Annotated in this window: 12 protein-coding genes and 2 pseudogenes; 7 read left to right on the forward strand and 7 right to left on the reverse strand. The window is 69.6% G+C overall.

Annotation, left to right across the window (positions count from 1 at the left end; translation table 11 throughout):
* The 3 genes and pseudogenes from G6016_RS08980 to G6016_RS08990 form a co-directional block, all read right to left on the reverse strand.
* Positions 1-495: pseudogene (locus tag G6016_RS08980) on the reverse strand (M56 family metallopeptidase); the annotation flags it as partial.
* The gene (locus G6016_RS08985; protein ID WP_241729989.1) at positions 492-818 is read right to left on the reverse strand and encodes a BlaI/MecI/CopY family transcriptional regulator; all 327 of its coding nucleotides are present in this window, start codon (positions 816-818) and stop codon (positions 492-494) included. The pseudogene G6016_RS08980 and the gene G6016_RS08985, both read right to left, overlap by 4 nt.
* Before the next feature lie 56 nt (positions 819-874).
* Entirely contained in the window at positions 875-1456 is a 582-nt protein-coding gene (locus tag G6016_RS08990) for a hypothetical protein (RefSeq protein WP_182632333.1), read from the reverse strand.
* A 95-nt stretch (positions 1457-1551) separates the two neighbouring features.
* Here G6016_RS08990 and G6016_RS08995 point away from each other — a divergent pair, with 95 nt between their 5' ends.
* From G6016_RS08995 to G6016_RS09005, 3 genes are read left to right on the forward strand one after another with little or no spacing between them, the layout of a single operon-like run.
* Positions 1552-2325, forward strand: a complete 774-nt coding sequence (locus G6016_RS08995) for a thioredoxin domain-containing protein (protein ID WP_182632335.1) — start codon at positions 1552-1554, stop codon at positions 2323-2325.
* A gap of 3 nt (positions 2326-2328) precedes the next feature.
* Positions 2329-3204 (forward strand): cytochrome c biogenesis CcdA family protein, encoded by an 876-nt coding sequence (locus tag G6016_RS09000; protein WP_182632336.1) that lies wholly within the window; start codon positions 2329-2331, stop codon positions 3202-3204.
* A complete protein-coding gene (locus tag G6016_RS09005; RefSeq protein ID WP_182632338.1) occupies positions 3201-4931 on the forward strand; it encodes a serine hydrolase domain-containing protein in 1731 nt (576 codons plus the stop codon). Before G6016_RS09000 ends, G6016_RS09005 begins: the two co-directional genes overlap by 4 nt.
* A gap of 135 nt (positions 4932-5066) precedes the next feature.
* Here G6016_RS09005 and G6016_RS09010 read toward each other — a convergent pair whose 3' ends face one another.
* From G6016_RS09010 to ppk2, 3 genes are all read right to left on the reverse strand, one after another.
* Positions 5067-6311, reverse strand: a complete 1245-nt coding sequence (locus tag G6016_RS09010) for an AI-2E family transporter (RefSeq protein WP_338403562.1) — start codon at positions 6309-6311, stop codon at positions 5067-5069.
* A 218-nt stretch (positions 6312-6529) separates the two neighbouring features.
* Positions 6530-7573: an enoyl-CoA hydratase/isomerase family protein gene (locus G6016_RS09015; RefSeq protein ID WP_182632339.1), complete on the reverse strand. Its 1044-nt coding sequence runs from the start codon at positions 7571-7573 to the stop codon at positions 6530-6532.
* Between the two features lie 263 nt (positions 7574-7836).
* A complete protein-coding gene (gene ppk2, locus G6016_RS09020) occupies positions 7837-8775 on the reverse strand; it encodes a polyphosphate kinase 2 (RefSeq protein WP_241729991.1) in 939 nt (312 codons plus the stop codon).
* Between the two features lie 125 nt (positions 8776-8900).
* Between ppk2 and G6016_RS09025 the strand changes: the two genes are divergently transcribed.
* From G6016_RS09025 to G6016_RS09040, 4 genes are all read left to right on the forward strand, one after another.
* The gene (locus G6016_RS09025; RefSeq protein ID WP_182632341.1) at positions 8901-10541 is read left to right on the forward strand and encodes a GMC oxidoreductase; all 1641 of its coding nucleotides are present in this window, start codon (positions 8901-8903) and stop codon (positions 10539-10541) included.
* Between the two features lie 66 nt (positions 10542-10607).
* Positions 10608-11162 carry a TetR family transcriptional regulator gene (locus G6016_RS09030; protein ID WP_182632343.1) on the forward strand — a complete coding sequence of 185 codons (555 nt, stop codon included), beginning with the start codon at positions 10608-10610 and terminating at the stop codon, positions 11160-11162.
* Positions 11159-11917: an HAD hydrolase-like protein gene (locus tag G6016_RS09035; protein WP_182632345.1), complete on the forward strand. Its 759-nt coding sequence runs from the start codon at positions 11159-11161 to the stop codon at positions 11915-11917. Before G6016_RS09030 ends, G6016_RS09035 begins: the two co-directional genes overlap by 4 nt.
* A 378-nt stretch (positions 11918-12295) precedes the next feature.
* The gene (locus G6016_RS09040; protein WP_182632347.1) at positions 12296-13183 is read left to right on the forward strand and encodes a putative endonuclease domain-containing protein; all 888 of its coding nucleotides are present in this window, start codon (positions 12296-12298) and stop codon (positions 13181-13183) included.
* A gap of 202 nt (positions 13184-13385) precedes the next feature.
* Here the strand turns inward: G6016_RS09040 and G6016_RS09045 are convergent.
* Positions 13386-13718 (reverse strand): annotated as a pseudogene (locus G6016_RS09045) (ABC transporter ATP-binding protein); the annotation flags it as partial.

The following is a 13718-nucleotide window of genomic DNA, read 5'->3' on the forward strand; positions in this document are numbered from 1 at the left end:
GAGCGCGAAGGGATGTCGATCGGTCACGAGGAGGACGTCGTATCCGGCGACGACGCGGCGCAGCCCCGCCGAGTGGAACCGGCTCGCCGACCGGAGCGTGGCCCGGTGGCGCCGCCGGACGCGCCCGGCGAACGAGGCGAAGAACAGCACGACGGCCAGTGCGGGAACCACGAGTAGCAGCACCACGGGGATCCCGGTGTCGAACGTCGGGCCGCCGAACGGATTGGCGGCGGCCAAACACTGCTGGCACACCTGCGCCGCACCGGCCGGGAGCAGGTCCGGCCCGGAGATCACCCAGGCGAGCACCGGCCCCACCGCGAGCAGCGTCAGCACCCACGAGATCACGCCGGAGGCCAGCAACCCCACTGCCAGCCGGGGTGCCCGCATGAGCATCGGGGCGGCAGCGCGCAGCACCCGCGGACCCGCCAGCGCCGCGACGACGATCCCGGCGGTCAACAGGCCGGCGATCACCAGTGCGAGAAGTCCGTGGCTCATGCGCGTCCCCCCTGGTCACGTCGACTCAGGTAGTCGCGGAGCAGATCCAGGTCACTGTCCGGGATGCGCTCGGCGAAATGCAGGATCGACGCGGCCCGGTCCCGGCTAGTGCCCAGTGCGTGATCCATGACGGAGGCGACGTGGTGCTCGCGGGTGTTGCGTGCCGTATAGACCGTCGACCTGCCGTCCTTGCCCGAATCGACGAGGCACTTGCGGTGCAGGTTGTTCAGAACGGTCGCGATGGTCGTGTACGCGCACTCGCCGGGCAACCTGTCGATGATCCCGCGGATCGTCGAGGGTCCCTCGTCCCAGAGCAGGTCCATGACCTGCGTCTCCAGCGACCCCAGCCTCGGAGGTTCGCAGCCCCCGTCCCCTGCGTTCATCGAGCCGCCACCGGCTTCCGCGGAGTCGGCAGCACGCAGGCGACCTGCCCCCGCAGCCGCACGACGAGCGCGACCGCGGTGAGCACCAGCGCGATGACCGCGAGGAACGGCTGCACGGGCGCGAACCACGTGATGGCCCCCGAATACCCGAGCGCGAGCAGAGCGAGCTTGTTACATACGGGACAACCGACCGCGAACCACGCCAGAAATGCCCCCACGAAGCCGAGCCGACTGGAGCGACGGGCTTCGGGAGTGTTGTCGTCGTCGTCCCCAAAATCCCCTGCCCCGAGCGACGGTGACGCCGCTCCGCCGACATCCTGGCGCACGTAGGTCGCGACCAACATCCCCGACAGCACCGAGGTCGCGATCCAGACCGGGTAGTTCCACCAGACCGGCGGGATCTCCCGCGTGAACACCGGGTTGGGGATGAGCACCGTGGCCAGGCCGAGCAGGAGGCCGAAGGCGAGCGCGACGCCCGCGGCGACGGCGACCCGGCGCGGTCCCCACGTGCGAAGGCCCTGGTAGGCGAGGCCGAGGTTCCGGGGGATGGACGTGACGACGCGTCGGATCCTTGTCATGAGGACCATCATGCCACGTGTCGACTACCGGCGATAGTCGACTATGTGCGATAGTCGGTGGCACCTGTGGTTGACCCCGACGAGAAGAGCACCCCGTGAGTCCGACCGACACCTCCTCCCGCCACATCCTCGAGGCCAAGTACCGGCGCTCGCGGACGTGGAACGTGATCCTGGCCGCCGTCGCCGTGTTCCTCGGTGTGGTGGTGATCGCGCAGACGCTCGCCGGGACCTCCGGCGCCGACGAGCAGGTCACCGAGACCGCCGAGGGCGCCGAGCAGGCGGGAAACGCCGAGGCAGCGCAACAGCCCGGCGGCGACCTGGACTTCGTGCGACGCGACCCGGACGACCCCAAGGCGATCGGAAGCGTTGACGCCCCGGTGGTCATGACCGAGTGGATCGACCTGCGCTGCCCCTTCTGCGCCTCCTTCAGTCGGGACACCCTGCCCGCGCTCATCGCCGACTACGTGGACATCGGCAAGGTGCGCATCGAGTTCGTCGACGTGGCGTTCTTCGGCACGCAGTCCGAGGACGCCCAGGTCGCCGCGCAGGCCGCCGCCAATCAGGACCGGTACGTCGAGTACGTCACCGCCGTCTTCGACGCCGCCCCCGAGAAGGGTCACGCGGATCTCACCCGCGAGGTGCTGGTCGACTTCGCCCGGGAGGTCGAGGTGCCCAACATGGCGCAGTTCATCGCGGACCTCGACGACCCGCAGCTCCGGGACGACGCACAGGCGGCCACCCTCGGCGCCCAGCAGATGGGGGTCACCGCGGTGCCATTCTTCGTCGCCGGCCAGACCGCCCTGTCCGGTGCGCAGCCCGAATCGACCTTCCGGGACTACCTCGACGACGCCGTCGCGGCGGCGGAGTAAGCCATGGAGATCGGCCTCCTCGGCGCGTTCCTCGGCGGCGTCCTGACCCTGCTCAGCCCGTGCACGGCGATGCTGCTGCCGGCGTTCTTCTCCTACGCGTTCACCAACCCGCGGGCCCTGCTCGCCCGCACCGGCGTGTTCTATCTGGGGCTCATCACCACCCTGGTCCCGCTCGGCGTCCTCGCCGGCACGTTGGGCGCGTTCGTGTCCCAGCACCGGTTCACGTTCGTCACCGTGGCGTCGGTGATCGTGATCATCCTGGGCGCACTGATGCTGCTCAACGTGCGGATCCCGTTCCTGCGGGCCGGCGCGGGTTCCGAGGGCACCTCCGTGACGGCCGTGTACGCGCTCGGCACCGTCTATGGCCTGGCGGGCGTCTGCGCCGGGCCACTTCTCGGCGCGGTCCTCACCGTGGCCGCGGTGTCCGGAACCGCGCTGACCGGCGGGATCATCGTGCTGGTGTTCGCCGCCGGCATGGCGCTGCCGCTGCTGGTCCTCGCGCTGCTGTGGGGCCGGTTCCCCGCGGTCAAGCGTCTCGTGCGTCCCCGCGAGGTGACCGTCGGACGCTGGAGCAACACCTGGACCGGCATCATCGGCGGCCTCCTGACCATCGGGGTGGGCATCCTCCTCCTGGTCACCGCTGGCACCACCGACCTCACCGGCATCCTCGGCGCCTCCGACCAGGCCGCACTCGAGGGCGCGGTCCTGGAGGGGGCCGGCAGCATCCCGGACTGGGTGGTCATCGCCGTCGCTGCGGCGATCGCGGCGATTGGCTGGCTCATCGTGCGCCGGCGTCGCGACCGGCGGCCACGGGGCCCAGAAATTCTCGGCCGCGCATCAGCGGCGATACGCCTCCGGAGGACTAATCTGGATCCATGAACACCGACTCCGTCGCACGCCATCGACCGTCCCGCCGGCGGACCGTCGCGCTCGTGGCCGCCGGAGCGACGGTGGCACTTCTCGGCTCGGCCTGCGGGGCGCCGCTGCCCGAGCCGGTGCCGGGGCAGAGTCCGGCGGCCTACTCCGGGCTGGAGGTGACCGAGGACCGGATCGAGTACGCGATCGGCAAGGTCACGGACATCGTCGAGGAGGAGCTCGAGGCCTCCGACGTGCCCGGCGCCGCGGTGGCGGTGGTTCACGGCGGCGAGACGGTCCTGGCCGAGGGGTTCGGCGTCCGCAACACCTCTACAGGTGAGGAGGTCAATCCGGACACGGTGTTTCCCATGGCGTCGGTGTCCAAGCCGGTCAGTACGACCGTCGTGGCGGCGGAGACGGCAGGCGGAGAGGTGGGCTGGTCGACCCCCGTCCGCGAGTACCTGCCGTGGTTCGCGCTGTCGGATCCGCAGGTGTCGGAGCAGGTCACCGTGGGTGATCTGTTCGCGCACCGCTCCGGCCTGCCCGACCACGCGGGGGATGATCTGGAGGACCTGGGTTACGAGCGGCCCGCGATCTTGCACGGCCTGCGCCACCTGCCGCTGGAGGAGTTCCGCACCTCGTACGCGTACACCAATTTCGGGCTCACCGCGGGCGCGGAGGCGGTGGCGCAGTCCGCGGACATGCCGTGGGCGGAGCTGGCCCGCGAGCGCATCTTCGACCCGCTCGGCATGGCGGACACCTCGTACACCTATGACGAGCTGACCGAGCGGAGCAATCGGGCGGTGGGCCACGTCCGCTCCCCCGACGCCGCGGAGGGTGCGTCCGATGACGAGTCCGTGGCGTGGACCCCGGCCGATCCCGCGCGCGACCCGGACCCCCAGGCCCCCGCGGGCGGTCTGAGTTCCTCGGTCAACGACATGGCCCGGTGGATGACGATGGTGCTCGCCGACGGCGCGGGTCCCGGCGGCGAGCAGGTCGTCCCCGCCGACGCCTTGCGGGAGGCGTTGACGCCGCAGGTGGTCTCGTCGCCGCCGCACTCGAGCGAGGATCGTGCCGGCAGCTACGGCTACGGTTTCAACATCGGCACCACGTCGTCCGGGCGCGTCGAGTGGAGCCATTCGGGCGCGTTCACGCGGGGCGCGTCCACGGCGATTCTCATGCTGCCCGCGCTCGACCTGGGAATCGTCACCCTCACCAACGCCGCGCCGGTCGGGGTGCCGGAGACCATCAACGCCCGCTTCGCCGACTACGCCCAGTACGGCGATCCGTCGCTGCCGTGGCGCGAGCTGTACGGCGAGGCGATCGGCCCGCTCAGCGATCCGGTGGGCGATCTGGTGTTCGATCAGCCGCCCGCGGATCCCGAGCCCGCCCCGCCCGTCGAGGACCTGCTGGGCGTCTACCGCAACGACTACTTCGGCGAGATCGAGATCCGCGAGGTGTCACCGCAGGACGGCGACGACTCCGGTGGCGAGAACCAAAATCAAGATCAAAACCAAGGGGACGATGACGACAACCCCGCAGGCACCCGCCGCACCCTGGCGCTCGCGGTGGGCCCCGGCCCGGAACTCTGGCCGCTCGTGCACTGGGACGGACCGGTCTACGCGGTGAGCCCGGAGGGCGAGAACTGGCCGGCAAGCTCGCGCGGCAGCGTGACCTTCGAGGGCGATGAGGTGACGGTCAGCCTCCTCGACGAGGCCGGCGAGGGCACCTTCACCCGGGTGGAGGACTGACAGCGGTCGGTCCGGGATCTACGACCGGGCCCGCCTGAACTCGCTCGGGCCGGCGCAGCCCCCTCGCTGCGCGGGCATAAAGGATCGGGCCGGCGCAGCCCCCTCGCTGCGCTGGCCCGATCGGTGGAAGTGACGTCAGCTGCGTGACAGCGACAGCTTCCGCGCGCGCTTCTTGCCGCGTTTGGCGTCGGCGTCCGGGGTGGTGAGGAACGTGGCCAGCCAGGTCATCCGTGGGTCGGCGTCTACGAGGAAGGCCTTGAAGGCGAGCGTGAGCGGCACCGCGAGGATCGCTCCGAGCGGGCCCGCGATGGCCGCCCAGAACACCAGGGACAGGAACGTCACCGTGGGGGTCAGGCCCACCGCGTCGCCGGTGAACTTGGGCTGGATGAAACTCTGCATGACCAGGTTGATCGCGCTGTAGACCACCACCACCCAGATGAAGCTGCCGAGGCCTCCGGTGAGGAGGGCGAACAGCGCCGGCGGCACGAGGCCCAGGACGAAGCCGATGTTGGGGATGTAGTTGGTGACGAACGCCAGCACACCCCACACCAGGGCGAGCGGTACGCCGAGGATCCACAGGGCGACCACGTCCATGAGGGCCACGATCAGACCGAACACTGTGGCCACGATCCAGTAGGACTTGAGTCCGTCGCCGAACGATTCCAGGGAATCGGCGAGGCGGGGCCGCAGTCGGGCGATGGTGGCGCGGCGGCGGGAAATCCCGGGGATGTCAAAGACGAGGAAGGTCAGCGCGATCACCAGGATGGTGAGCTGGCCGCCTGCCGAGGACACCTGGCCGGCAACGTTCTGTACCGCACCGATGACGGTCGTCGGCGAGATCCCCTGGAGCGCCTCGGCGACCTGGTCCTGTTTGAGTCCGAACTGGCCGAGGAACTCGATGGACTGCTGGTACAGCTCGTAGAACTTGTCCTGGTATTGCGGGATCTCCTCCGCGGCGATCCACAGCGCCCAGACGAGCATGCCGACCAATGCGATGAGCAGCAGGTACAGCACAAGCAGCACGATGATCATCGCGCTCCATCGCGGGAGCCCCTTGCGCTCGAGCAGCGACTGAAGTGGCTGCGCGGCGATGACGAGGTTGAGTGCGAGGAACGCCGGCATCACCATGTGCGCGTGCTCGGAGATTCCCCACAGCACGATGAAAGCTGCGGCCAGCGACACCACCGTGACGGCGGCGATGCCCCAGCCCTTGGACTCCTCGTGCGGGGCCTGCACATCCGTGTGCCCGGCGTTATCCGACTTCGCGGCCTCGGCCTCTTCTGTGGCGACGGGCGCCGTCCCCTCAGCCTCGGCCTCCTTGGCTTGCCCCTGCGATGCAGTCGACGTGGACTTCGGCTCCCGACCAGATGTTTCTGACACTCGTCCTCCTCGACCCGGCACTTCGAATCCCAACGTGGAACGACACTACGCGGTGAGTAGTCACATCGGACTGTGGCGATCACCTCGCCTCAGGCTTTGATCGGCTTACGGTTTATTCTGCGGTACGCGACGAGCCCCCGCTGCCGATGTTTCGGCAGCGGGGGCGTCACGCATATCGATCGGGCCGGAGTCCGACCCGACTACGTTGCCTGCTTAGTTCAGGCGTCGGCGAGAGCCGATCGGATGGCGGCAACGTCGACAGAGTCGAAGTCCGTGGGATTCCAGGTGGGATTGCGGTCCTTGTCGATCACCACGGCGCGGACGCCCTCGACGAAGTCCGGACGGGCGGTGATCCACCCGCCGAGCGAGAGCTCATTGTCCAGGCACTCGCGCAGGTCGGCGGCCTTCGCGCCAGCACGCAGCAGCTCGATGGTCGCGATGACCGAGGTCGGGCAGTGCGAGCGGAACATCTCCAGCGTCGCGGTCGCCCACTCATCCGGCTCGCCGGCCTCAAGGGCGGCGACCATATCCTGCGCGGTGTCGCGGGAGAAGACGTCCACGATGCGGTCGATGTTCGCCTCCACGGCGGACTCCCCTGCCTCGGACTTATCGCGGCCGAAACGCTCGAGCGCCGAGTCGAGCCCGTCGGCACCGATCGCGGCGATGAAGGCCTCCTGGTCGTCGTTGTCGATCAGGTGGGTTCCGAGACCGGTGTAGAGGGCGTCGGCGGAGTTCATCCGCATGCCCGTCGTGCCGAGGAAGATTGCGACGGCAAGTCCACGCTCGCCGCCGCCGCACAGGCGGGGCAGGAAGTGGCTGGCGCCGACGTCCGGGATGAAACCGATCGCGGTCTCGGGCATGGCCATCATGACCTTCTTGGTCACCACGCGGTGCGAACCGTTGATGGAGATGCCCAGTCCGCCGCCCATCGCGACACCGTGAATCACGGCAACGGTCGGGACGCGATGCGTGTGGTACGCCAGATCCATCTCGTACTCTTCGGAGAAGAAGGTCCGGTTGGTCTGATGGTCGCCGGCCGCAGCGGCGTCGCGCAGTGCGCGGATGTCGCCGCCGGCACAGAATGCCTTCTCGGACGTGCTCGAGGTGACGACGACTTCCACACCGCTGTCCTCGGAGGCCTCGTTCAGAGCCGTGTGCAGTGCCTGGCACATGGGCAGGTCCAGCGAGTTCAGGGCCTTGGGGCGGTCCAGGACTATGTGCTGCATCCGGCCTTCGCGCCGGGAGATGACGAATTCGCTCATGGCCCCAGTCTGTCAGGGCAGCCGCGCACCGGCACCCGCATACTAGGAATTCCTACCTAGTGGGTGTGTCGTGGCCTCATGTCCGCGATACGCCACTACGCCCGCGCGTGAGCCACGCCGGGCAGCTCAACGAGAAGCGGGTTCTGCACGCGCCTACTCGGACGATGCGTGCAGAACCCACTCCGCGATGAAAGGTGGCCCGGCGGGGTGGTCGGGGACCGGCGCGGTCGGCGAGGGCGGCGAGGGCAGTCGGGGCGTTCGGGCTAGTCGTCGAGCAGCTTCGACGCCACGTCGGGGACGTACTTGAACTCCTCGCGGGGCGGGCGCTCGTAGTGCGGGCCCTCGGGACGCTCGGGGATATCGAGCTTCGGCGGATCGAGCTTCTCCCACGGGATCGTCGACAGCAGGTGCGAGATCACATTGATGCGGGAGCGCTTCTTGTCCTCCGACTCGACCGTGTACCAGGGCGCCTCCGGGATGTCGGTGTGGACGAACATCTCGTCCTTGGCCCGGCTGTACTCCTCCCAGCGCGTGATGGACTCCAGGTCCATGGGCGAGAGCTTCCAGCGACGCATCGGATCGTTGTGCCGGTCGCGGAACCGGCGCTCCTGCTCCTCGTCGGAGACGGAGAACCAGTACTTGCGCAGCATGATCCCGTCCTCGACCAGCAGTCGCTCGAAGATCGGGGCCTGGTGCAGGAACCGGCGGTACTCGTCGGTGGTGCAAAAACCCATCACCCGCTCGACGCCAGCGCGGTTGTACCAGGACCGGTCGAAGATCACGATCTCGCCGGCGGCCGGCATGTGCTCGATGTAGCGCTGGAAATACCACTGCGTCTTCTGCACCTCAGTGGGCACGGGCAGTGCCACGACGCGGGCGTGCCGCGGGTTGAGGTACTGGGTGATCCGCTTGATCGCCGACCCCTTTCCGGCCGCGTCGCGCCCCTCGAACACCACCACGAGCCGGTTGCCGGTCGCCTTGAGCCAGGCCTGCATCTCCACCAGCTCGGCCTGCAGTCGCTCGAGTTCCTTCTCGTACGCCTTCTTGGGCAGCTTCTCGAGCCCGCTGGGCAGCAGGTCCTTCGACTTGGCCTTCAAACTGGCCTTCGAGCCGCCGCCCGACGACGCCTTCTTCGCCTCGGCCTTCGTGCCGCCGGACTTCGTGTTCCCGGACTTCTTACCGCCACTCTTCCCGCTGCTCATGGGCCGATCCTACGGCCCCCGCACGGCCTGTCCGGACGAGACGAACAACTTGACAGTATTCGGACGGAGTGTCTAGTTTTGCGCGGGGTGACGGGAGTCACCACGCCAGTCGAGACGAGGATCCGATGCACCACCTGTCCCGCCGGGGATTCCTCGGCGCCGTCACCGCCGCCGGGCTCACCGCCCTCACCGCCGGCACCGCGGGTGCACAGCCCACCGCACCCGCCGGCGCCGCACCGCACACCGGATCCGCCGGCCCGGAGGCCGCCCGCCCGGCCACACGGATCCCCCACGAGGTCGAAGACCATCGCGTCCTGGTCGTGGGCAGCGGCTTCGGAGGCGGCATCGCAGCTCTCCGCCTCGCGCAGGCAGGAGTGCCCGTCGTCGTCGTCGAACGGGGACGCCGGTGGCCCACCGGCCCGGACGCTCGCACCTTCCCCAGCGCCCTCCAACCCGACGAGCGCGCCCTGTGGTTCCGCTCCTCCCCCGAGGTCTTCGGCCGCCCCGTCGACCTCCCGCGCTACACCGGCCTGCTCGAGGCCTCCGTCGGCGAGAACATGACCTCCGTCTGCGCGACCGGCGTCGGCGGCGGCTCCCTCATCTACCAGGGCATGGCGCTGCAACCCACCGAGGAGCTGTTCCACACCTGGTTCCCCGGCGCGATCGACTGGCGCGAGATGGACCAGCAGCACTACCCGCGCGTGGCCCGCATGCTCGGCCTGGCCGAAGCGCCCGACGAGCTGGTCGCCGCCCCTCAATACGCCGCGGCACGGGCCTTCGCCCACCGCGTCCGCGAGGCCGGGCTGCCACTGCGCAAGATCCCCATGCCGATCGACTGGGACTACGCGCTCGCCGAACTGCGCGGCGAGATGCGCCCCTCCTACACCAACGGCGACGGCTCGCTCGGCGTCAACAACGGCGGCAAGAATTCCGTCGACGTCACCTACCTCGCCCAGGCCGAGGCCACCGGGCTCGTCGACGTGCGTCCCCTCCACGACGTCCGCGCGATGCGGCGCCTGCCCGACGGGCGTTGGGAACTGGACGTGGAGGTCCTCGACACCGCCGGCCACGTCCAGCGCACCCTCGCGCTGCGCGCCCCCGCACTCATCCTCTCCGCCGGATCCGTCGGCACCAGCACCCTGCTCACCCGCGCCGCCGCCACCGGGGCCGTCACCGACCTGCCGGATCAAATCGGCACCGGCTGGGGCACCAACGCCGACCGCATCTACCTGTGGTCCGACCCCACCGCCGGCTTCGGCGCCGTCCAGGGCGGGCCGGTCGTCTACGGCAGCCTCAACTGGGACGACCCGCACACCGCGCACACCCTCATCCAGGCCTCCATCCCGCCGGTCGGGGCGGAGGTGCACTCCACGATGATGGTCGGCTACGGCGTCAGCGCCGACCGCGGCCGGGTGGTGTACGACGCCGCGCAGGACCGCGGCGTGATCAGGTGGCCTTCCGGGGGCGACGACGACATCGTGTTCGGCCACATCGACCGGACCGCACGCCGGATCGCCGGAGCGACCGGCCACCTGACCGACACCAACCGGATCGTGAACTCCACCTGGCACCCGCTCGGCGGAGCCCCCATGGGCAGCGTCTGCGACCTGGAGGGGCGCGTGCTCGGGCAGCGCGGCTTGTACGTCGTGGACGGAGCGCTCATCCCCGGCACCACCGCCGCCTGCAACCCGTCGTGGACCATCGCCGCCGTCGCCGAGCGGGCCCTGGACCGGATCGTGCACCACGACGTGGGGGCCGTCATCTAGAGCGGCGCCCGCCCCCGGGTCGGAGATCCGGGCGTCTCCGCTCCTCCGTGGGAGATAATGGCGGGCGTGCGATCCCGTGAGCCCATCCTCGAGGCGACCCGTGAGGTGATCGGCGACGCCGGCTTCGACGGGGTGACCATCGCCGCCGTCGCCAAGCGGGCCGGCGTGAGCCGCCAGACCGTCTACTCGATTTTCGGCACCCGCGAGGAACTGGTCTCCCAGGCCGTCACGGAGCGGCTCACCTCGCTCTTCGGCGCGGTCTCCGAGCTACAGAGCTCCTCCACCACCCCACTGGAACTGCTGGTGGAGATCCTCGTGGTGTCCCGCGGGCACATTCTCGGCGACCCCCTGTTGCGGACCCTCACCCTGGCCGGCGGCTCCAGTCCGATCTTCGACCCGGGTGCCGCCGAGCGCGCGCGGGACTACGTCAGATCCCTGCTCGTGCCCGCCACCGAGCAGTTCCCCGAGCTCACGCCGCACCTGGATTTCATCTCCGACGTAGGCGTGCACATGGGCTGGTCGATGCTGTGCCTGGATTCGCCCGAGTCCCGCTCCGATGCCGAGCTGCGTGCGTTCCTCGTGCCCTGGCTGGGGCCGCTCGTGGCGAGCCTGCTCGGATGACGCGTCGCGGGTCCGTGCTCGTCCTGTGGGACCTGGACCTCACGCTCCTCGATCCGGCCGGCTTCGGGTCTCGCATGATCACGCCCGTCCTCGCTGAACTTATCGGCCGCGAGCCGGTCATGGGCGCCTCGTTCGCCGGCCGCACCGACCGCGCGATCCTCTCCGAACTGCTGGTGCTCAACGGGCTCGAGGTCGACCACGCGGACGGAGACGGCGGTGGCGGTGACGAGCTCGTCCTCGCCACCATGGACGCCGTGGCCGAGCGGTGCGAGAGGTTCGCCGACAGTCTGCTGGCCAGCGGAGGCGGACCCCTGCCCGGCGCGCACGACGCCGTCCGGGCTCTGGCCGCGGACCCCCAGCTGCACCAGGGGATCGTCACGGGCAACTTGCGGCGGACCGCGCTGCTCAAGCTGCGCATCTGCGGATTCGACAGTCTGCCGGATCCTGCGCTGGGGGCGTTCGGCGATCACCACATCGATCGCGCACACCTCGTCCACGAGGCAATGGCGGCTGCACGCGGTCAGGGTCTGGACGTCTCACCCGCGCAGGCTGTGGTGGTCGGCGACCATGTGCATGACGTCCGCGGGGCGCTGGACGCGGGCGCCCGCTGCGTCGGGGTGGCCACCGGCAGGGTGTCCGCCGACGAGCTCCACAGCGCCGGCGCCCACGTCGTGCTCCCCGATCTCACCGACGCGGACGCCCTCCGCACGGCGATCCACGCGTCGATCCACGCCGGACCGTCGCGCCCCGCCTGACCCACCCCGCAGCTCGGGCCGTGGAGAATCCCCGCGACGGCCCGACCCACCGCGCCCACCGCGCCCATCTCGCCCCGCCTGGCCTTAACGCGCCCGGATGGTCGTACTCCTGACGAACATGGTCGCCACCACGTCGAGGAAACGCCGATCTGACCGCACTGATGGCGACCATCCGGAGAGGTCTCGGTGACAGACGACTCGGTGATCAACTCATCGATGCCGCACCTGTCCCCGTCGTCGCCACCACCGCCGCGCCCTGCCAGCACATCATCGCCCCTGGTAACAGCTCGGACAGCGATCTGTGGAATACCGTCAGCGCCATCCACAGACCGCCTCGCACCCGTATCTTCCAGCGTGTCGGCAGGCCACGATCGAGGTGTGCGAGAAAAGGACCACGATCTCCCCGCCCCGTTCAGAGGAAGCCACGCCCGCTCGGCCGGCGCCCTCACGAGCCACCAGCTCCGAATACGCCACCGCAGACTGTTTCCTGACGTCTACTGCGACGCCTCCCTGAACACCGAGCCCGAGTTGCTCGTCCGCGCCGCGGGCCTCTGGGCGCCGGCGGGCGGGATCATCGCCGGGTCCGCGGCGGGACTCCTCCACCGTGAGCGCTGGTTCTCTCCGGAGGAGGTCACGCGTGCTGTGGACATCTACGTTCCGGGCACCCCACGACCGACGCCGGGGGTCAGGCTGCGTCGACTCCGGTCGCCTCTGCCTGCGGCTCAGCTCTCACGGTTCGAGGGACTCATCGCGACCTCGCCAGCCCGAACCGCGATTGACATGGCCAGGTGGGAGGACGACGACGACACTGCGATCGCCAAGATCGACGCCGTGTGCAATCGAACGGGAACGTCGGTCAGAGACGTCGCAGCTCTGGCGGCCCGGCTTCGGGGAGTGAACGGCCTGCCGAGGGTTCGGACACTCCTTCGTTCTTGTGACGGTCGCGCGGACTCCCCGCCGGAGACCAGGCTCAGACTGCTCTTGTGTCGCTCGGACCTGCCGGACCCGACACCCCAGCTGGAGATCCGCAATGAATTCGGGGCCAAGATCGCTGTCGCGGACCTGGGCTATGAGCGGGAGAAGGTCGCGATCTTCTACGACAGCGAGCTTCACCGCCGCCGCGAGATCTGGGAGTTCGACGCCTGGGCGAACGCCGAACTCGACGAGATCGGATGGCAGAATCTCCGAATCACCGCGCCGATGATGCGGAGCCCGGCCACCCTGCTGCGGAAGGTGGGTGCGGCACTCGAGCGCGGGCGGATCTGACCTCGTTGCGGCTCGATCGAGACAGGCCCGTCCGGATGGTCGTCACCAGTGCGATCGAAACGGCGTGGCGTCGCCCTGACGACGACCAAGTCCGCGCTGGTGGCGACCATCGCGTGCGAGGGAGGGATGGCTGGAGGCCCGGCCTCGGGACGGGCGGCCCTCGTCCAGAGCTCGGCCCTCGGGGGTGGCCCGTGTCCTGAGGTCAGCCCTCGAGCTGCTCGCCGATCTCCATCCAGCGCTCCTCGAGCTGGTCCTTCTCCTCGACCACGGCGGTGAGTTCTCGGTTCAGCGCGGTGAGCTTCTCGGTGTCCAGGGCCTCGCCCGCGGCGGCGGCGAGGTCGGCGTGGAGCTTCTCCTCGCGCTGGGAGAGCTTGCCGATCTGCCTCTCCAGCTTGTTCAGTTCCTTCTGCAGTTCGCGCTGCTCGCCCGAGCTGAGGGACGAGGCCGCGGGGGCCGACTTCCCGGCGGCTGCGGAGCCGGATGCTGCGGGGCCGGAGCCGCTGGCAGAGCCCGCGCCGGCACCCGAGCCCCCGTC

Origin of the sequence: Dietzia aerolata (assembly GCF_014144865.1) — a bacterium.
In the GTDB taxonomy this organism is placed as follows: domain Bacteria; phylum Actinomycetota; class Actinomycetes; order Mycobacteriales; family Mycobacteriaceae; genus Dietzia; species Dietzia aerolata.